Here is a 19320-nt window from a genome sequence, read left to right on the forward strand (position 1 = left end):
GCATGCCCAGCGTTCAGATAGCGGGTTTCTGGAGTCGATATGAAGCTCACATCCTATTGGTTGGACACATCGGAGCCATTCAAGAGCGACACCGCAGCACCGGTGCAAGGCACCTGCGACGTTGCAGTGATTGGCGGCGGCTTGACCGGTTCTTCGGCCGCCCTGCCTCTCGCCAAGAAGGACGCGCCCGTCGTGCTCCCCGAAGCGGAGACGATCGGGCACGCGGCGTCCGGCCGGAACGGCAGCATGTGCAACAACGGGTTCGCTCAGGACTACGGCACGCTCTCGGCCAAGCTTGGCAAGAAAGTCGCCGACCGGCTCTACCGGTCTTTTGAGGCCGGGGTCACCGAGCTCAATCCCTGGAAGGACTTCGCCTGGCCCGCCATTGCGGGCCATCTCGGTCCTCCCTGGTTCCTTCCGCTGGTCGGCGCCTATTACCGGATCAAGGATCGCTTCCAATGAACTCGGCCATTCGACACCTGACGGAAGCCGGCTTCCTCGGTAAATTGTACATCGACGGAGATTGGCAGAAGCCGATCGGATCGATGACGGCGATCGTCGTCAATCCGGCGACCGAGCAGCCAATCGCCGAAGTCGCGCTCGGAAATGACGAGGACGTGGAATACGCCGTCGCCGCGGCCAGACGAGCCTTCGCGGGCTGGTCCTGCAAGCCGGCTGCCGAGCGTGCAGCGCTGCTCGACAGGATCCATGGTTTGATCCTCGCGCGGCTCGAATGGTTCGCACAGGCAGTCACGAGCGAGATGGGGGCCGCGATCACCTATGCGCGCCGCGCCCAGGTGCCGCTCGCCGCCGAACATATCCGCGTCGCGCGCGACAATCTCGCGACCTATTCTTTTATCACCTCGCGCGGCAGCACCGCCCTCATGCGCGAGGCGATCGGCGTCTGTGGTCTCATCACCCCTTGGAATTGGCCTCTCTACCAGATCACAGCCAAGGTCGGTCCGGCGCTCGCGGCGGGCTGCACGGTGGTGTTGAAGCCAAGCGAATTGTCGCCCCTGAGCGCCTTGCTGTTCGCTGAGGTGATGGACGATGCCGGTTGTCCGCCCGGCGTATTCAACTTCGTCAACGGGACCGGTGCCGTCGTGGGGACCGGTCTGGCGTCGCATCCGCAGGTCGACATGGTCTCGATCACGGGCTCGACCCGTGCCGGAGTTCTCGTTGCGCAGGCGGCTGCGCCCACCGTAAAGCGCGTCGCCCAGGAACTCGGTGGCAAGTCGCCGAATATCATTCTGCCGGATGCCGAGCTGAGCCGGGCCGTTCCACTCGGCGTCGGCGCCGCCTTCCGCAATCTCGGCCAATCCTGCAGCGCGCCGACGCGCATGCTTGTGTCCCGCTCGCAGATGGCGGAGGTCGAGGTTCTCGCTGCGGCGGCTGCTTCCGAAATAGTAGTCGGCGATCCGCTTTCGGAATACACGACCCATGGTCCGATCGCCAACCGGCCGCAGTTCGAGCGTGTCCAGACCATGATCGACGTCGGTCTGGAGGAAGGCGCCAAGCTTGTCATTGGCGGGCCGGGGCGGCCCGACGACCTTCAGGTCGGCCTCTATGCGCGGCCGACGATCTACTCGAACGTTCGTCGCGACATGAGGATAGCTCAGGAGGAGATCTTCGGCCCGGTGTTGTCGATCATTCCATACGATTCGGTTGACGAGGCGATCGAGATCGCCAACGACACGGTCTACGGCCTCGGCGCGCATGTGCAGGGCACTGATATTGACGCCGCGCGGAAAGTGGCTGGGCAGATCCAGTCCGGTCAAGTCCATCTCAACTATCCCGACTGGGACCCGAACGCACCTTTTGGCGGATACAAGCGTTCCGGGAACGGCAGGGAATACGGCCGCGAAGGCATGGAAGAATATCTCGAGACCAAGGCCGTTCTCGGATTTTATCAATGAAATTCATCTCGGAAAGCGAATCGACTCGCCTTATCTCTCATGAATCGGCGTTCGAGGCCGTCCGGAAGGCTCTGGTCGCGGCGGCTTCCGCTGACGCGAAAGTGTTTCCGGCCGTGATCGCACACGCGTCGGCTGCGCAGAACACGTTCTCGCTCAAGTCGGGTTCAACGCCTGAGTTGGCGGGCCTCAAGGTCGGCTCATTCTGGCCCGACAACCCCGCCAAAGGCCGGCCGCGCCATAGCTCGACGATCGTCCTGATCGATCAGGCGAACGGGCGGATCGGCGCGGTCATCGAGGCTTCGGCTGCCAACGCCCATCGAACTGCGGCGGCCGATGCGGTGGCGGCGAGTGTGCTCGCGCGACCGGAATCTGAAACATTGGCGATCTTCGGCGCTGGCAACCAAGCGTTGTTCGAATGCTGTGCCCTTGCTCGCATCCTTCCGCTGAAGCGCTTGCATGTGGTCGCGCGCAATCGTGACAAAGCCAATGAATTCACGACTAAACTGTTGTCGCTTGGTGTGAAACTCGACATCCGCATCTCGACGGCGGAAGAGGCGTGTCGGCAAGCGGACATCATCGTCACCGCGACGCCGTCGCGGGTCCCGCTGTTCAAGGCCGAATGGGTCCGTCCAGGCACGCACATCGCCGGCATGGGGTCCGACGCGCGTGGCAAACAGGAGTTGCCGAGCGAGATCTACGAGCGTGCGAAGCTGTTCTGCGATCTGCCCGAGCAATCGATCCAGATCGGGGAATTCCAGCATGTTCGTGAAAGAATCGAAAGCGGCGAATTCGTTTTGAACGCAATCGGCGCGGTACTCGAAGGGCGCTGTTCGGGCAGGATCGCGCGGGACGATATCACCGTCTTCGACAGCTCCGGGATTGCTCTCCAGGATCTCTATATCGGTCAATTTCTGCTTTCGAGGAGCAAGGTAGCGCCGAGCCCTTAAGGAGCGCGAAGTGGAATCATTAGATCAGATTGCACTGTTCCTGCAGCCATAAAGCAAGATAGTTCGCTTTTCCCAGACAGTTCAGTTTCTCCCGCCCAGATAAGGCCATAATGGCTTTCGTCAGGCTCGAAACCGGCAGGTGCGATGAGCCGCCCTCTATCTACGTCGTCCGTTGCAAGGACCCGCGGGCTGAGGGCAACGCCCAATCCGGCCAATGCCGCTTCAACGATGAGGAAGTGGTGGTCGTAGAAGCGTATCTCCGTGGGGCGCCGCACCGACGGGTGGGTGGAAAGCCACCGCGACCAAGCGTCCGCCCGAGTCTTCGAACCTAGGGCGATGTAGTTTCCTGAGGCAAACACCGGCGCGAGCTGAGGGCTCATGACCGGTCCTACCCTTTCAGGAAAAAGGCGCCGGACGTGCCACGCCTCTGGGAGCGCAAAGTCGAGCCGACGTATAGCAAGATCGATCCGATCGCGGCGAAACTCGACGGGGCCGCCGGCGACTGAGAGATGTAGAGCGATGTCGGGATGGACGGCCTGAAAGTTTGCAAGCCGTGGAATTAGCCAGCGCATAGCGACTGAAGGCTCGCATGAGAGAACGAGGGAATTCTGCTGTGCATTGGCAGCACGCAAGCTCTCAACGGTTGTCGCCAACTCGGTGAAGAAACGGCCGAGGGTGAGGTTGAGCATTTCTCCAGAAGCCGTGAGGCGCAAGCCGCGTCCGCTTTTTTCAAAGAGTTTGAAGCCAAGGTCTTCCGACAGTTTGGTGATACGGCGGCTCACAGCCCCATGGGTCAAGGCAAGGCTGTTCGCGGCAAGCCGAACCGACCCCAGCCGCGCAGTGGTCTCGAACGCACGCAAGTCGTCCAACGAAGGTATTTCTGATCGCCTCATTGGTGATCCCATATCACCAATATAGCGCAAAAAATATCGCTTTTCATGCTGGGTTAGCTTGGCATAATTGATCCATGCGAACCAATGGCGAATACACAATCGGTATTCTGGCCGATGACCTGACCAGCGCCGCCGATGGGGCCGGTCCGTTTGTCGAGCGGTGCCTGCGAGCCGTTGTCGGCCGACGTCGGAGGCCGCTAGAGGATGCAAAGATCATCGCCGTCGATAGCGGATCGCGATCGGTACCAGCTTCGCAAGCGGCACAGCGGGTGTCGGAACTTGCCGAGCAGCTCGCTTCACGGGATGTCCTCTACAAGACCGTGGACTCGACCCTTCGCGGGCATGTGACGGCCGAGATGGAAGCGGCCTTCGTGGCAAGCGGCCGCAAGATGCTGGTCTTTGCACCGGCGTTCCCCGGCGCTGGGCGTACAACCGTCAGCGGCATTCAGCTTGTGGGCGGCATTCCTGTCGCGGAGACCGAATACGGTCGCGACCCCGTCCATCCTGCGCGACATTCTCGGCTGGCTGAGCTCGTTCCGGCCTCCATTGGAAGCGTCGTTATCCTTGATGCTGCGACACAGGCCGATCTCGACAAACAAGTTGCCGCCCTGCCGGATCCGGAGTCGATCCTATGGGTGGGCTCTCCGGGCATGGCCCTTGCTCTGGCGAAGCGTCTTGCGCCGCTTGCGGTGGCGTCGGACGTGACCGTCACGGTTTGTGGCGACATTCTTGTTGCTATCGGCAGCGCCAATCCGCGCAGCCATCGTCAGGCCGACTGCATTGCAATGGAGCCTGGAATCGCTCTGCTGCAGGCTCCGATCGAACGGATGAATGATCCCGGATCCGTCCTGCACGACATTGCCCAAACTGCGGCTCGACGGTTGGCCGACGAGCGTTTCGACATGGTGATCGCCACAGGCGGGGACACCATGGAGGCGATCCTGGATGGCCTGGCGATTTATGAGTTCGAGATCCTGCAAGAGCTCGAGCCAGGCTTTCCACTTGGCCGCACGTCCCTCGGAGATGGACGAGAGCTACTGATCGCCATGAAGGCAGGCGGCTTTGGCGACGACGATACGCTGCGTCGTGCGATCACGCAGCTCCGCCTTGGCACCTCGGTATCAGAACTGGTTGTATCATGACCCAATCCGCTCCCCTCGCCATCACAATGGGCGATGCCTCCGGCATCGGCCCGGAGATCGTGGCGAAGACATTGGCCAAAGCCGGCGAAGGCACGGTCGTATTCGGCAGCTACGTCGTGATGGAGAATATCGTCCATCGTCTGGGTCTCGAGCTGACGGTCAGGCGTATCGCCGGACCTGAAGAGGCGCGCTCTGAGCCGCGGTCCATCGAGGTTGTCGAGGCGACGCGAATCATCGCGCCGCCCCCGCTCGGGAGCGTCAGTGCCATGTCCGGCCAAGCTTCCTTCGATGCCATCGTCGCCGCCGTCGCGGCAGCAAAGGCCGGCAAGGTCAGCGGCATCGTCACCGCACCGATCAACAAGGAAGCGATGGCAAGCGCGGGCATTCGCTATCCCGGGCACACCGAAATCCTCGCCGACTATGGTGGTGCGAAGCGCGTTGCGATGATGCTGGCCAACGATGATATCCGCACGGTTCTCGTCACCATCCACACGTCGCTGCGCAAGGCCATCGACCAAGCGGATTTCGATGCCCAGATGTCAGCGATCCGGCTCGCAAATGAGGGCGGCAAGGCCCTCGGGATCGCGGCGCCGCGCATTGCGGTCGCAGGGCTCAACCCCCATGCCGGCGAAGGTGGTCTCTTCGGCGACGAAGAAATCCAGATCATCCGGCCTGCGATCGAAGCGGCCCGCGCCGAGGGCATCGACGCCAGTGGCCCCTGGCCCGGGGACACTGTCTACATGCAGGCCCGCAAGGGCAGCTTCGATGTGGTGGTGGCCCAATATCACGATCAGGGCCTGATCCCGGTGAAATATCTCGGCCTCGAAAAGGGTGTGAACATTACGCTCGGCCTTCCGTTCGTCCGTACAAGCCCTGATCACGGCACGGCATTCGACATTGCAGGCCGAGGCATCGCCGACACCGGCAGTCTCGAGACTGCGCTGGCTTACGCGCGAAGGCTCGTCGCCGCGCAAATTAAGACCAAAGAAGGGGTAGTCTAATGGGCCTTCGCTTCATCTTCATGCTCACGCGCAACGATCGCACCGTCGAGGACGCCTCTGAACAACTCAAGACCGCCCTGAGCCTTGGCGTTCGCCACATCGGTTTCAAGGACATCGGCCTGCCGATTGATCGACTCAAAGTTCTCAACCAGGTCATCAAGGCAGACGGCGCCACCTCCTATCTCGAAGTCGTCTCACTCGACCGGCAAAGTGAGATCGTTTCGGCGAAAGCGGCGGTTGAAATCGGCGTCGACGTCTTGCTCGGCGGCACACGTGTTGACGACATGCTGCCGATCCTTGCCGGCACCGGCATTCAATACTGCCCCTTCCCGGGTCGCATCACCGGTCACCCGAGCGTGCTCGAAGGGGGCATCGAGGAGATCGTCGAGAGCGCCAAGGCGCTCGCCGTGCGGGAGGGCGTTCATGGCCTCGACCTACTCGCCTATCGCTCCAAGGAAGACGTCCCGGCCCTCATCAAAGCGGTGTGCGCGGCGGTGCCCAAGCCCGTCTATGTGGCCGGCTCGATTGATACGCCTGAGCGGATCGCCATCCTGAAGGACGCAGGAGCCGCCGGCTTCACCATCGGCACGGCCGCATTGGACGGCAAGTATCCGGCCGACGACAAGGACGTCGCTCGCCAGCTTGGGGCCATCATTCGTGACGTGGCCGCTCTGAACCGGCATCTCTCGCCGCTCCACAAGAAGAACCTGGCCAGCTCGTTCGGGCAGCTCAAGGAGACTTGGTCTCCCAAGATCGCGGGTCAGATTAACGACATGCAAATCAAGCTCGCCAAGTTCGCGGGCGAGTTCGCCTGGCGCTTCCACAGGAGCGGTGACGAACTCTTCCTGGTGCACAAGGGCCGCCTGCTGATGAAGTTCCGTGATCGGGACGAGATCATCGAGCAAGGCGAGTTCATCGTGGTCCCGCATGGGGTAGAGCATTGCCCTGTCGCGCTGGACGACATCTGCGAGGTCGTGCTGCTCGAACCCGGCACAACCCTGGGCGCCGGCACCGCTCACGAGGTCGCAGGCTAGACTGCCCGCCTGCGATCGGAACAAACGTTTGTCGCTGTCCGCTCGCCTTCCGCCGGTCGGCCTCGTTGCCCCCAACGCGCGATTGCTCGTCGCCGTCCACTTCCATCACCAAAGAAAGGCTGTCGCCATGTCTCTTCTCGTCAAGCTCGACCTCGCCCCCACCCGCGAGCCCAAGCACTCCAAGACCCTGCCGGGCCGCCTGGTTTCTGGCGATCCGTCCTACAAGACCTGGGAGCAGGACTCCTCGCGCGGCGACTCGGTGAAGACCGGCGTCTGGGAGGCCACGCCTGGCGAGAACCGCTCGATCAAAGGCGAGACCTTCGAGTACTGCCACATCCTTTCCGGCGTGGTGGAGCTGACCGAGGAAGGTAAGGAGCCTCGCATTTTTCGCGGCGGCGACAGCTTTGTGATGAAACCTGGCTATATCGGTGTCTGGAAGACGATCGAGACGGTGCGGAAGATCTACGTCGTCGTTAGCACGCCGGCTGCCTAAAGCTGACTTCGGGGACTTACAAAACTAGCTTTCTGGCGAGCGCTGGTGCCATCACACGTCCGGCGTCGCCAGCCCTATCGACAATAGCTGCATGGCGCGCGCTTCGTCAGCGTGAAGAACTGCCACGGACCGGATCGTTCGATCTCCGGCGTTCGGAAACGGTACCCGTGGGACGCGATTGTGGGTGACGGTCGCACGTGTCAGCGATGTCGTGCCGACAAGCCAGGGGGCAAGCGAGACCAAGAACGTGCGGCGCCGCATTGAAAATTGCTCCTGCGCAACTACCCGGTCACTCATCATCAGCTGCCTTCCGCGCACCAGCGCGGCGCAAACGAGAGTATTTCAACATCATCGAAAGCGGACGAGGCCACGAGCGCGATCCCACGGACGAGCAGGTTGCGCCGCCCTCCGCCGAACTCGAGCTCGGTCGGGCTTGAGCAGCATCGATCAATCAAGCGGCCAAAAACCCAAGCATCTTTCGAAGTCCTAGATGATTTCAGCACATTCTATCGAGCGCCCGATGCGATGAAGGGTTGATCGGAATTTTGCTTCCGCGTTCTTGGCACCCGAGGTTCGTTGGAACATGTCGCCCCATGTCGAGCGCGTTCACAGCGATGAGCGTCTCCCCGCCGAGGCCGACGTCGTCATCGTCGGCGGCGGAATCCTCGGCTCTACAGCCGCCTACTACCTGGCAAAGCGTGGCCTCTCTGTGGCGCTCCTCGAGAAGGGTCACGTCGCCTGTGAACAATCGAGCCGAAACTGGGGTTGGTGCCGCCAACAGAACCGCGATCGCCGCGAACTGCCGCTCTCGGTGATCTCCATGCGGCTGTGGGACGAACTCACGCGCGATATCAATCGGGACCTCGGATTTCGGCGCTGCGGACTCGTCTATGCGACCCACGACGAGGCTGTGCTCGCGGGCTGGGAAAAGTGGCGCGAGGTCGCCAGGGAGTACGACGTCGACACCCGCGTGCTGAGCCGGGCGGAGGTGACCGAGCGCGTCCCCGAAGCGCGCGGCAAATGGGTCGGCGGGACCTATTCGGAGCGGGACGGCAAGGCCGAACCTGCGCTCGCGGCGCCGGCTATCGCCGAGGGGGCCAGAACTCTGGGCGCCACGATCCACCAGGGATGCGCCGCGCGGGCGCTCGACTTGGCCAATGGCAAGATCGCGGGCGTGCACACGGAGAAGGGCTATATCAGGACCAGCGCGGTGCTGTGCGCCGCCGGCGCCTGGTCCTCGCGCTTCCTTCGGCCGCTCGGGATCAGTTTCCCCCAGGCGAGCATCCGGCAGACCGCGCTGCGTTCCACCCCGACAATCAACATAGGCGACGCGATCTCCACACCCTACTGCACGATCACGCGCCGACTGGACGGCAGCTATACGCTTGCGATCAGCGGCAAGGCGAACCTCGAAATCACGCCCCAGGCGATCCGGTATAGCCGGGAGTTCATGCCGCAGTTCTTGCGTCGCTTGAAGAACGTCAGGCTCGGCATCGGCCAGTCGTTTGTTTCGGGGCCGGATTCGTTGCCCGCACTGCTGACCAACGACGATCGGATCTTCGAGCAGAATCGCGTGCTGGATCCTCCGCCCTTGAAATGGCTGGTGAGCCAAGTGGTGGAGAGTGTCCGGAAAACCTTCCCGCAACTCGGCGAAATAAAGATCGATAGCGCCTGGGGCGGCTTCGTCGATTGCACGCCGGACGCAGTGCCTGTGGTCTCACAGGTGGACGGGGTGAAAGGCCTCGTCCTTGCGGCGGGCTGCTCCGGTCACGGCTTCGGTCTGGGCCCGGGGCTCGGCTATCTGGCCGCAGAGCTTGTCGTCAACGACACGCCCTGCGTCGATCCCACACCGTTCCGGCTGTCGCGTTTGACCGACGGCTCGAAGCTGGACATCTCGGCCATCTGAAAATCGAGCCGGAAGTCAGGCCTGACGCGCACCGAGCGAAGCCAAGGTATCGGCAGACGAGTGAGCGGGACCCCATGTTTCCGCGCCGTCAAGTCCGCCGGCTCATGAACGCAAAACGGTAGGAGTTGATCGAGTGCGTCAGGTTTCTCCTCCCCAACTTGAGCCACTCCTTCGGAGTGGCTCTTTCTTTAGGGACAAGGCGATTTGGGCAATCGAGGTGCCCCAGCCGACGACGCACCGTTCGGGCCGCGACGAAAGATCGCCAGCGCGCCGCCGATGATTCAAGAGGCAGACGTCTCGCCCAGCGGACGAACGATCGCGCCGGCGTTCATGATATCAGCCGGATCAAAGGCGGTCTTGATCCGGCGCATCGCCGCGATACGCCCAACATCGCCGTATCGCTCCAGAAGGTACTTCTTGAAACGACCGACGCCGTGCTCCGCGCTGAACGTGCCGCCGAGCGCCGCGGCCGTGTCGTAGAGTTGCAGCGACAGGCTGCTTTCGATCCGTCTGGTGAACTCCAGCCGGTCGACATCGGGAGGAACGAGCACGTTGTAGTGCAGATTGCCGTCGCCGACATGGCCGTAGACGGACAGCTCAAGGTCGGCGTCATACGATCGCACCTGCGAGCCGGCCAGATCGAGGAAGCGCTGAATGGAGGAAAGCGGTACCGAGATGTCGTGCTTGACCGATCCGTTCCGGCGCTTCTCGCCCTCGGGGATCGTCTCGCGGAGTCGCCACATCCCGGCCCGCTGCGATCCGCTCTGCGCCAGCAATGCGTCCTCGATCCACCCGGACTCGATCGCCTCGCCCAGAACGGCTTCCATCAGTTCGTTGAGATCGAGGTGGCGTGAGGAAGAGGTGAACTCGACGAGGACGGCGCCTGCTGGACCCGCTGAAAGGGCGGGCGGGTCGGTCATTGCTTGCGCGAGCGCGATCGATCGGGCCGCCATGAATTCGAACGTGGTCAGCAGGTCTGCGGATTCGCGACGGACCAGAGCGAGAAGTTCGGCGAGCGGCGCGCCGCTCGCGAGCTTCAGCCAGGCAGTCGCGCGGCAGGTCGGCAGAGGCGCGAGACGCAACACTGCGGCGGTGACGATGCCGAGAGTCCCCTCGCTTCCGACGAAGCACTGTTTGACGTCGTAGCCGGTATTGTTCTTCCGCAGCTTGCGCATGTCGGAGACCACCGTGCCGTCCGCGAGCACCGCCTCGATTCCGAGCAGCAGATCGCGCGTCATCCCGTACTTGACGACCGACAGCCCGCCGGCGTTGGTGCCGATATTGCCGCCAATCCGGCAACTGCCTTCCGCGCCGAGGCTGAGCGGGAACAGAAGTCCGGCAGCGGCTGCGGCGTCCTGTACGTCCTTCAGGATGACACCGGCGTCGACAGAGATGCTCATGGAGGCCGGATCGATTTCGCGAATCCTGTCCATCCGCTCGAGGCTGACAATGATCTGACGACCTGAGGCGTCCGGCGTCGCGCCGCCGCAGTAGCTGGTGTTGCCGCCCTGTGGAACGATGCCGATACCGTGGTACGCCGCGAGGCGCACGATGTCGGCGACCTGGTTCGTCGCCCTGGGCTTCAGCACGGCAAACGCCGAGCCCGTGGAGAGCTGGCGTTGATCCGTCGTATAGGTAGCCATCCGCTCAGGGTCGTCAACGACGCCTTCCTCGCCTACAAGGTCGCGAAAGGCCCGAACGTGTATTAACTGGGACATGCTCAGCTCCCGATTGGCATCGGGTCATCTTTGCGCGTTTGTGCCGCATTGGCTGCCGTTTGGGGAGCATTCAGAAGAAACCAATGCCGAATTGCTCCGATTGTCGGCAGCTTGCGCCACGCGTCGAACACCTTCATCGCGAGGCCTTTGGGAGTTGAGAGGAGCAGTCGATGACTTCACGGGTAATCTGTCGCGGCTTGGTGCTCGAAGTGTGGCCTCGCCCTCGCCGGGTCGCTACCGGTAGCCAAGATCGCAAGTTGCCCTGTGCTGAAATGAAAAATGGTCTATATTTCAATGGGGGTTGACTGACACTCTCTCCGCAGCACTGCTTCTCCTAGATTCGGCTGTTCGAAGCGGCAGCAAATCACTGAACAGTGCGACAATGTGCCACCTGCAGTGAATGTCGGCATCGATGATTGTGCCTCCACGATCTGAACCTGCGACCGTGTGATCGGTGGCAGGCAGGCGGGAAAGGGCGACCGTCTGTTTAGTCATTGACCCCTTTAAGATCGAATTGGACATCGGTTGCTCGAGCCAGCTCAAACTTGCCCAAGATGGATTGGATCGAGAGTTCAGGTTCTCACGTCAGTTAGGCCGTACGTGAGCGTGCCCGATCTGCACATCTTTTCCCGGGCCACCCTGCTCGTCGACGAAGTAGACAGTCTCTTCGAGCTCGGGCGATCCTAGCGCAGTTCAAATATCTCTGCCAGTCGCTCTGCGTGTCGTCACAGGAGCAATCCCTGGCGAAGCGCGAGCGCCACGGCGTGAGACAGGGTCAACGCTCCGAGATTCCGTCTCGCATTGTCCAGATGAAATTTTACACCCCGCGGACGAACACCGAGGAGCTGGGCAATATCCTGCATCGTCTTGCCCTCGGAGATCCACCCCAAGCATTGCCTTTCACGCTGCGTCAAGGTGCAGACCTGCTGGGCGCACTGAGGCGTGCGTCCAATCCGGGCAGCGTTCACATGGGCATGGTAGGTGAGACCCACCCTTTCCAACATATCTTGCGAGCTCTCGATGAAGCGATCGAGTCCAAGACTGCGCTCGTCCACCGCCAGCGTGAACGCCGCGAACCGGCTCTGGCTTGAGGGAATGCGAACCGTCAGGCCCGTCCTGATTTTGAAGCTGAGCGCATCGTCAAACAGACGGCGCTCTTTCGCTGATTTTGCGCTTCGCGCCTCACGTCCATCCCACAGGAACAGCCGGCTCGTGTTCCTCGGCTCCTGAAGAACGGGGTCGATGTTGTGATATCCTTCGCGAAAATAGTGGCTGGTCCAGCTCTTCGGATAGGATGAGATCAGAGTAGGGCCATTCGCGCGCTGACCAAAATAGGCGAACCACCGGAAGCCCCATGCGTGCGCTGTTCGTTCCGCGACACGCCGAAAATCATCCTCCGCATGGGCGGAGTGAAGACAATCAACAAATTCATTGTACGCTCGTTTGACATCTTTCATTGCGCTACTTCAGTCTATTGGCAGTACTTGGAACGCGAATACTTCAACGATTCGCGTGTTGCGTGCGGGGTCGTGTATTGCGATGTTGCGGCAGCTTTGCGGCACGAACAGTTCCAAACTTGCCATCGCGAGGACGCCTGCGATGTTGCGGAATGACGAGCCAGTCGATCCGATCATCTGCACCTCTAGGAGTCAGGATCGTCTGAGGGCCCCCGCTCAGTCTGCATCGGCAGACGCGAACGTAGAGGGAGATGCAGCAACCTCTAAGTGCGGCAATCAACGAAGCGGTTTTTCTCGTTTTGCGGGCCTACAAGGAATCCCATTCCTTGCACTGTCAGATCTGCTCGTCACGGCCTCGAACCTTTGGCAAGGCTGCGCGCGGACAATCGCAGGTTGCGAGTGTTGCTCGCGGCCCAACAGTTCCATAGCGCCCTGTCAGAACTGACAGCGCAACGCTGTGACAGCGACTGCTTTCTTGATCTCGAAGCTGTGATTCGTAACTTTGAGGTTAAGAATGAAGGTCATTGTGCGAACCCGTGCAGCGCTCCAGCACGATTCTGAACTGGCAATGGGAATGCACCGCCTGCGAGGGCGTGTGTTCAAGGAACGGCTCGACTGGGACGTCTCTGTCTGCAACGGATTGGAGATCGATCAGTACGACACCTTCAAGCCAACTTATCTCCTGGCACTCGAGCAGAACGACGTTATGGGCTGTGTTCGCCTGCTGCCCACCACCGGACGCAACATGCTGGCCGATACGTTCCCGGTGTTGCTCGATGGCAACGCGGCGCCGAGGTCAGCCAGAATTTGGGAGAGCTCGCGCTTCTGCGTTGACACCAAAAGTGCGGCGGCAACAGCAGAGAATGGTCTGCGCAAAGCGACATTCCTGCTGTTTGCAGCCATGATCGAATGGGGGCAGCAGCACGATCTTCAGGCCATCGCAACAGTCACTGACCTCCGCATGGAACGCATCCTGCGCCGGGCCGGATGGCAGCTCGATCGCCTCGGCATGCCTCGCCAAATCGGCTCGACCAAAGCCGTCGCCGGTTTGCTGCCGATCACTAAGGAGGCTCTCGGCGCGATCCGAGCGGCCGGGCAGGTTTCGGGGTGTGCAATTGACGCACCATCAAGCCTGGCGATCGCAGCCTAGCACCCAACGTCTCAGCTCCTGACAAGAAGGCTCTCAACCATGGATCCAGCTGCATTCGCGGCTCTGGTCGAGCGATGCGCCCCGACGGCAATGGTCCGGCCGCTGACGGCAATCGTGCGGCAGGCGAGCTCATTCGAGCCGTTGCTCATCACGATTCAGGGGCCCAAACCGATTCCGATTCAGGCAACCGACCGTGACGAAGCCATCCAGCTCGCAACCGAGGCCATCGCGACCGGTCAGCAGGTCCGAACGGGTCTCGGTCAACTTGATGCGGAGGACACACGGAAGGCTGGCCTAACGGCTAGTACCACCTTCGATGCGTGCCAGCACATTGCCGGGCTTGGCAGATTGTTCGATGCGCGACTGCAAGCGGCGAGCATAAAACGCGCAGACCGCGACCAGGCGATTGCCGAGGTTGTCGCGAGCTTCGCGCCGAAGGCTTCCGGTCAAGTCTCGGAACCTCGTATCGAGCCGATTGCTCCTACCGGTCGCGATCGCCTCACCGGCGATACGACAGTCAATCCACCCGCAGCCTCTGCCAGCGAGCGCCGGCCCTGGGACGTCTATCGCTCGGGAATAGGCACGTCAGCCTTTGTTTACGAACGATGAGGATCGTCGTTTTTTCATCTCATCTCAATACCGCGGTCCGGGCTGGGTCCGGCTGCAGTGCCAATCGGAGCCGTGCCATGACTTCTTCTCTTAAACACTCCGCAGCCCTCCTTTGCATGGGCGCCGTTCTCAGCATCGCGTTGGTCGAGCCCGCGTTTGCTCAGACCGCGAACATCGAAGGCGTGCTGCAGAACATCGTCAACATGCTGACCGGCAACGTCGCCCGCCTGCTGGCGACGTTAGCGGTCATTATCGTCGGCATCGCCTGGATGTTCGGTTATCTCGATCTGCGCAAGGCCGCCTATGTCGTGCTCGGTGTCGCCATCACCTTCGGCGCATCCGAGGTGGTCTCGACCCTGACCGGGGGCCACTGATGATAGAGGCCGCGCGTCTCACGGAGGACACCTTATTCCTGGCCTGCACGCGTCCCGCCATGGTTGCCGGCGTCACCATGGAAGCCATGGCGCTCAATGTGATGTTCTCCTGCATCCTGTTTCTGGTGGCTGGAAGCATTCTCTACGGCCTGATCGCGATTCCGATCCATGGCCTTTGCCGCATCATCTGCCGGCACGACCCTAACATGTTCCGGATTCTGCTTGCCTGGATCGAGACGCGAGGGCGCACGCGCAACGCGTCATTCTGGGGCGGATCGTCTTGCACACCGCTCAAGCTCGTTCGGCGCTATCGAACAAGAGACCTTGGCTATGCGTAACGCAGCGCTTAAGACCCGAGAGATCGGGCCTGACGTCCACCTGCCGTTCGGCCGGCATGTCACGGATACGGTGATCAGTCTCACGACACAAGCGCTGCTCACGGTAATCAGGCTTGACGGCACTTCGTTCGAAACCGCCGAGACGGCGGATCTGAACGACCTTCACGCCAAGCTGAACCTCACCTTACGCAACGTTGCGGATCCACGGCTGGCGTTATGGACCCATCTGGTGCGCCGCCGTACGTCGGATTGTCCGGCCGGTACATTCCGATCGACATTTGCAGCCGCGCTTGACGCGCAATATCGCGATAGGCTCCGCCACGAGGCGCTCTTTCGCAACGATCTCTATCTGACGCTTGTTTGGCATCCTGGGCGTGCCACGACCGACCTGGCCGCTGCGTTCTTCAAGCAGCTTGGCCGAAGCGCTGCACATGCGGTCGAGGTCGACAGCGACGCCTTGAAGCGGCTCGAGGATGCGAAGCGCGACTTGGTCGCGGCACTGGAGCGTTACGGTGCCCACACCCTTGGATTGGTCGAGCGCAACGGGATCGTGTTTTCAGAACCCATGGAACTGCTCCACGCCATCACAAGCGGGGAGTGGCTCCCAGTCCCGTTGCCGCAAGGGCCGATCGGCCCCGCGCTCTATTCGAACCGCGTCATTTTCGGCCGCGAAGCCATCGAAATCCGGGGTGCCGGTGGATCGCACTTCGCTGGCATGTTCGGGATCAAGGAATATCCGGCGTCCACCAGACCTGGGCTGTTGAACGCGCTGCTTTCCGCGCCCTTCGAGATCATCCTCACACAATCCTTCGCGTTCTTGTCCAAGGCCGACGCCAAGACGGTCCTGACGCGCAAGCAGAACCAGCTGGTGTCGGCGCAAGATCCGGCAGCCTCACAGATCGACGAGCTCGCTGACGCGCTCGACGACCTCGAATCCAATAGATTCGCGCTCGGCGATCATCACCTCTCGCTGCTGATTTACGCGGAGACGCCTTCCCAGCTACAGGAACATATGAGCGTAGCGCGGCGAGCACTGGCGGATGCCGGTAGCGTGGTCGCGCGCGAAGATCTTGGACTTGAAGCGGCTTATTGGGCGCAGCTGCCTGGCCTGTTCAAATATCGGGCACGAACTGGGGCGATCAGCTCCCGCAATTTCGCGGCGTTCTCCCCGTTTCACACCTATCCGACGGGGCGGGCTGCCGGCAACCATTGGGGTCCGGCAGTTGCGATGCTCAAGACTGCCTCCGGCTCGCCGTTCTACTTCTCGTTCCATCACGGCGACCTCGGCAACACCTTCATCTGCGGTCCGTCCGGATCCGGCAAGACCGTCGTACAGAATTTCCTGCTGTCGCAGGCCGAGCGGCTTGGCGCCACTTACGTGTTCTTCGACAAGGACCGCGGCGCCGAGATTTTCGTCCGCGCCGCCGGCGGCACCTATCTGACGCTCCACAACGGCGTTGCGACCGGCTGCGCGCCGCTCAAGGCGCTGGAGCTGACGCCAGCGAACCTGTCCTTCCTCGGCGCACTTGTCCGGAAACTCGTCACACCGGAAAACCGGCCGCTGACGGTGACCGAGGAGGAGCGGATCGACTCCGGGTTACGAGCTCTTGGTCAACTGCGGCAAGCGGAACGCTCGTTCGGGGCGCTGCGGGCCTTTCTTGGCCAGCAGGACCGGGAAGGCATTGGTGCCCGGTTGGAGCGATGGTGCCGGGGCGCGCCTTTCGGCTGGGTGCTCGATGGTGAGCAGGATGCCATCGCCTTAGAGGCCCGGTTCATCGGCTTCGACATGACCGATCTCTTGGATCACCCGGCCGTTCGCACGCCGCTGATGATGTATCTGTTCCATCGCGTCGAGCGCCTGATCGATGGCCGGCGCCTGATCATCGACATTGACGAGTTCTGGAAGGCGCTTGGGGACGAGGCATTTCGTGATCTCGCGAATAACAAGCTGAAAACCATCCGCAAGCAGAACGGCGTCATGGTGTTCGGCACGCAGTCGCCACGCGATGCGCTGGCCTCGCCGATCGCACACACCATTGTCGAGCAATGCCCGACACAAATCTTCCTGCCGAACGCACGGGGAACGCGATCGGACTATGTCGACGGCTTCCATCTGACCGACACTGAATTCCGCCTGATCAAGGAGGAGCTCGCACCCGAAAGCCGGCGGTTCCTGGTCAAGCAGGGCCACAACTCGGTGGTGGCGGAACTTGATCTCAACGGTTTCGACGACGCACTCGCCGTGTTGTCGGGACGGACGGAAACGGTCGAACTGCTCGATCGCATTCGCAGCGAGCACGGCGACGATCCGGTCCAATGGCTGCCGGTATTTCACGCGGAGCGGAGGAACGTCCGATGATGGTTCGGCGAAGGTCGGCGGTGTTTGCCTCCGCGTCCGTAGCGGCCCTCCTGATGGCCTCTCCGACAGAAGCGGAGATTGTGTTCGACCCTAACGTCTTTGCAAGGCAATTTGAGCAACTGACGGAACTGAAGAGGCAGGTCGAGACCCTGACGTCGCATCTCAAGGTGGCGCAGGATCAACTGAACCAGGCCAAGCAGCTCTATGACAGCTTCAACAAGCGGACCAACGCAAACGACGTTGGAGCGCTGTTGAACACGCCGCAGTTCCGGAAAGTTCTGCCCCAACAATTCTCTGATATCGAACGGCTCGTCGCGGGGCAGGGTGGCGGCAACTTCGCCGACGCGATCGACCGCTATCTGTCGCAGAACCGCGCATATGCCGGCAACAGCGGCAATTCGTACTATCAGAGCGAGCTCGACCGGATCGCGCGGCAGACCGGCGCCAAGCACTCCATGGGCCAGGCTGTGTACGACACCGCTTCGCAGCGTATCGACGCACTTGAGGAACTGAGAACCCGCATCAGCACGGCGACCGATGTCAAGGAGACACTCGACTTGTCCGCGCGGCTGCAGGCTGAGCAGGCGCTGCTGCAGAACGATGTGCTCCGGATGCAAGGCCTCGCGATGATCCAGCAGGCCCGCATGGACATGGATGGGCAGCGGGAGCGCGAAAAACAACGACAACTGATTGATGAAATGAAGGCGGCCCTGCAATGACAATCAAAGCATCCATTCTGGTGATCGCTGTCGCCGCCGCTCTTACTGGCTGTAACGAGGATCGGAGTCAGCAGACGAAGACCGTCGGCTGGTTTCTTGACCATCGGGACGAACTCGCCATGGCGCTCAAAGCATGCCGCGACAATCCCGGAGAACTGGGAAAGACAGCGAACTGCATCAACGCGAATGAAGCGCGTAACAAGGTCACCATTCAAGAGATGAAAGACGCCCTGAAGTAAGGACCGCTGCGATGGCCATTGACGTCTTTGACAGTTTTCTGAAGGAATTCGAGCAACCCATTACGGCGTTCGTGTCGACGTCGGTTTCGAATCTGGCATCGTACATCGATGGCCCGCGTCGCGTGGCCGTGATGCTCTATGTCGTCCTCTACGGTTTTGCTGTGATGCGCGGCGCGATTTCCGAACCGATCATGGAATTCGCCTGGCGGGCGATGCGGATCGTGGTCGTGGTTCTGCTCGCGACCAATTCAAGCGCGTTCCAGCAATACGTCACAGGCCTGTTCTTCGACTCCTTGCCCAAGGAAATCGGCAATGCATTAGCGGGCTCAGGACTAAATACCAGTTCCGGAGCGCCTTTCGATCAGCTTCTCTCGAAAGGGATCGACGTTGCGAACAAGATCTACGAACAAGCCGGTCTGACCAACATCGCGCCGGCGCTGATTGCCGCGATTCTCCTGGTCTTCGTGGCGGTTGGCTCCTTCCTGCAATTTGCCATCCTGCTCTACGCCAAGGTTGGTCTCGGCGTCGTGATCGCGCTCGGCCCTATCTTCATTGCGCTCGGGCTATTTGAGGCCACGCGGCCGTTCACAGAAGCCTGGCTTCGGCAGGTCGCCAATTTCGTCATTCTGTTGGTGCTCGTCGTCGCGTTGGTCGGGCTGATGCTAACAACCGTCAGTGGCTTCATCGACAGGTTCGCGGCCAATGCGGGTACAGCCGGCGAGATGGTGGTCGCCGCAGTTGCGATCAGCGCCGTGCTCGGTCTGTCCGGATACATCTCGCTGCAACTGCCGATCATCGCAGGCGGTCTTGCCGGGGGCGGCGCGTCGCTCGCAAGCCGGCTGGTCACAAGTCCCCTGATTGCCAATGCCACGGCCGCAGCCGGCGGCGCGTATGCCGGCGCACGCTGGTCGGCAAGCCGGGGTCTTGCTGCAGTCAGAGCCAGCCGGCAGGGCGGCAGTATGCGGCGGATCCGATCCCAGGGCACTACGACAGCGTAAGCAAGGATCGCCGGCATCAAGCGACAA

Annotated in this window: 19 protein-coding genes; 16 read left to right on the plus strand and 3 right to left on the minus strand. The window is 61.5% G+C overall.

Features of this window, described 5'->3' with window-relative positions; translation table 11 throughout:
- Positions 1–39 precede the first annotated feature (39 nt).
- The 3 genes from AB7245_RS45790 to AB7245_RS45800 are packed head-to-tail and all read left to right on the plus strand — an operon-like array spanning position 40 to position 2863.
- Entirely contained in the window at positions 40–462 is a 423-nt protein-coding gene (locus tag AB7245_RS45790) for an FAD-dependent oxidoreductase (RefSeq protein ID WP_439035897.1), read from the plus strand.
- Entirely contained in the window at positions 459–1916 is a 1458-nt protein-coding gene (locus AB7245_RS45795) for an aldehyde dehydrogenase family protein (protein WP_439035898.1), read from the plus strand. The genes AB7245_RS45790 and AB7245_RS45795 overlap by 4 nt, the downstream gene beginning before the upstream one ends.
- Positions 1913–2863, plus strand: a complete 951-nt coding sequence (locus AB7245_RS45800; protein ID WP_439035899.1) for an ornithine cyclodeaminase family protein — start codon at positions 1913–1915, stop codon at positions 2861–2863. The genes AB7245_RS45795 and AB7245_RS45800 overlap by 4 nt, the downstream gene beginning before the upstream one ends.
- Here the strand turns inward: AB7245_RS45800 and AB7245_RS45805 are convergent.
- Complete coding sequence (locus AB7245_RS45805) at positions 2860–3732, minus strand: LysR family transcriptional regulator (RefSeq protein ID WP_439035900.1); 873 nt, start codon at positions 3730–3732, stop codon at positions 2860–2862. The genes AB7245_RS45800 and AB7245_RS45805 overlap by 4 nt on opposite strands.
- Before the next feature lie 98 nt (positions 3733–3830).
- Here AB7245_RS45805 and AB7245_RS45810 point away from each other — a divergent pair, with 98 nt between their 5' ends.
- From AB7245_RS45810 to AB7245_RS45830, 5 genes are all read left to right on the plus strand, one after another.
- The gene (locus AB7245_RS45810) at positions 3831–4898 is read left to right on the plus strand and encodes a four-carbon acid sugar kinase family protein (RefSeq protein ID WP_439035901.1); all 1068 of its coding nucleotides are present in this window, start codon (positions 3831–3833) and stop codon (positions 4896–4898) included.
- A complete protein-coding gene (gene pdxA, locus AB7245_RS45815) occupies positions 4895–5899 on the plus strand; it encodes a 4-hydroxythreonine-4-phosphate dehydrogenase PdxA (RefSeq protein WP_439035902.1) in 1005 nt (334 codons plus the stop codon). The genes AB7245_RS45810 and pdxA overlap by 4 nt, the downstream gene beginning before the upstream one ends.
- Positions 5899–6933, plus strand: a complete 1035-nt coding sequence (locus AB7245_RS45820) for a cupin domain-containing protein (RefSeq protein WP_439035903.1) — start codon at positions 5899–5901, stop codon at positions 6931–6933. The genes pdxA and AB7245_RS45820 overlap by 1 nt, the downstream gene beginning before the upstream one ends.
- A gap of 127 nt (positions 6934–7060) precedes the next feature.
- The gene (locus AB7245_RS45825) at positions 7061–7426 is read left to right on the plus strand and encodes a cupin domain-containing protein (RefSeq protein WP_439035904.1); all 366 of its coding nucleotides are present in this window, start codon (positions 7061–7063) and stop codon (positions 7424–7426) included.
- 583 nt (positions 7427–8009) lie between these two features.
- A complete protein-coding gene (locus tag AB7245_RS45830) occupies positions 8010–9332 on the plus strand; it encodes an NAD(P)/FAD-dependent oxidoreductase (protein ID WP_439035905.1) in 1323 nt (440 codons plus the stop codon).
- A gap of 281 nt (positions 9333–9613) precedes the next feature.
- Here the strand turns inward: AB7245_RS45830 and AB7245_RS45835 are convergent, their stop codons facing one another.
- Both AB7245_RS45835 and AB7245_RS45840 read right to left on the minus strand, forming a co-directional pair.
- Positions 9614–10921 (minus strand): FAD-binding oxidoreductase, encoded by a 1308-nt coding sequence (locus AB7245_RS45835; RefSeq protein WP_439035906.1) that lies wholly within the window; start codon positions 10919–10921, stop codon positions 9614–9616.
- An 854-nt stretch (positions 10922–11775) separates the two neighbouring features.
- Entirely contained in the window at positions 11776–12507 is a 732-nt protein-coding gene (locus tag AB7245_RS45840) for an autoinducer binding domain-containing protein (protein WP_439035907.1), read from the minus strand.
- Positions 12508–13021: 514 nt separating this feature from the next.
- Here AB7245_RS45840 and AB7245_RS45845 point away from each other — a divergent pair.
- The 8 genes from AB7245_RS45845 (at position 13022) to AB7245_RS45880 (ending at position 19293) form a co-directional block, all read left to right on the plus strand.
- Positions 13022–13657: an acyl-homoserine-lactone synthase gene (locus AB7245_RS45845; RefSeq protein WP_439035908.1), complete on the plus strand. Its 636-nt coding sequence runs from the start codon at positions 13022–13024 to the stop codon at positions 13655–13657.
- Between the two features lie 39 nt (positions 13658–13696).
- Positions 13697–14266: a type IV secretion protein gene (locus AB7245_RS45850; RefSeq protein ID WP_439035909.1), complete on the plus strand. Its 570-nt coding sequence runs from the start codon at positions 13697–13699 to the stop codon at positions 14264–14266.
- 77 nt (positions 14267–14343) lie between these two features.
- Positions 14344–14640, plus strand: a complete 297-nt coding sequence (locus tag AB7245_RS45855; RefSeq protein ID WP_439035910.1) for a TrbC/VirB2 family protein — start codon at positions 14344–14346, stop codon at positions 14638–14640.
- A complete protein-coding gene (locus AB7245_RS45860; protein ID WP_439035911.1) occupies positions 14640–14978 on the plus strand; it encodes a type IV secretion system protein VirB3 in 339 nt (112 codons plus the stop codon). The genes AB7245_RS45855 and AB7245_RS45860 overlap by 1 nt, the downstream gene beginning before the upstream one ends.
- Positions 14971–17337, plus strand: a complete 2367-nt coding sequence (locus AB7245_RS45865; RefSeq protein ID WP_439035912.1) for a VirB4 family type IV secretion/conjugal transfer ATPase — start codon at positions 14971–14973, stop codon at positions 17335–17337. The genes AB7245_RS45860 and AB7245_RS45865 overlap by 8 nt, the downstream gene beginning before the upstream one ends.
- Positions 17295–18056, plus strand: coding sequence for a type IV secretion system protein (locus AB7245_RS45870; RefSeq protein WP_224518162.1), 762 nt, complete (start codon positions 17295–17297; stop codon positions 18054–18056). The genes AB7245_RS45865 and AB7245_RS45870 overlap by 43 nt, the downstream gene beginning before the upstream one ends.
- A complete protein-coding gene (locus tag AB7245_RS45875) occupies positions 18053–18295 on the plus strand; it encodes an EexN family lipoprotein (protein ID WP_166354144.1) in 243 nt (80 codons plus the stop codon). The genes AB7245_RS45870 and AB7245_RS45875 overlap by 4 nt, the downstream gene beginning before the upstream one ends.
- An 11-nt stretch (positions 18296–18306) precedes the next feature.
- Positions 18307–19293, plus strand: coding sequence for a type IV secretion system protein (locus AB7245_RS45880; protein WP_439035913.1), 987 nt, complete (start codon positions 18307–18309; stop codon positions 19291–19293).
- The last annotated feature ends 27 nt before the right edge of the window (positions 19294–19320 follow it).

Origin of the sequence: Bradyrhizobium sp. 604_D8_N2_3 (assembly GCF_051810765.1) — a bacterium.
GTDB lineage: Bacteria > Pseudomonadota > Alphaproteobacteria > Rhizobiales > Xanthobacteraceae > Bradyrhizobium > Bradyrhizobium barranii.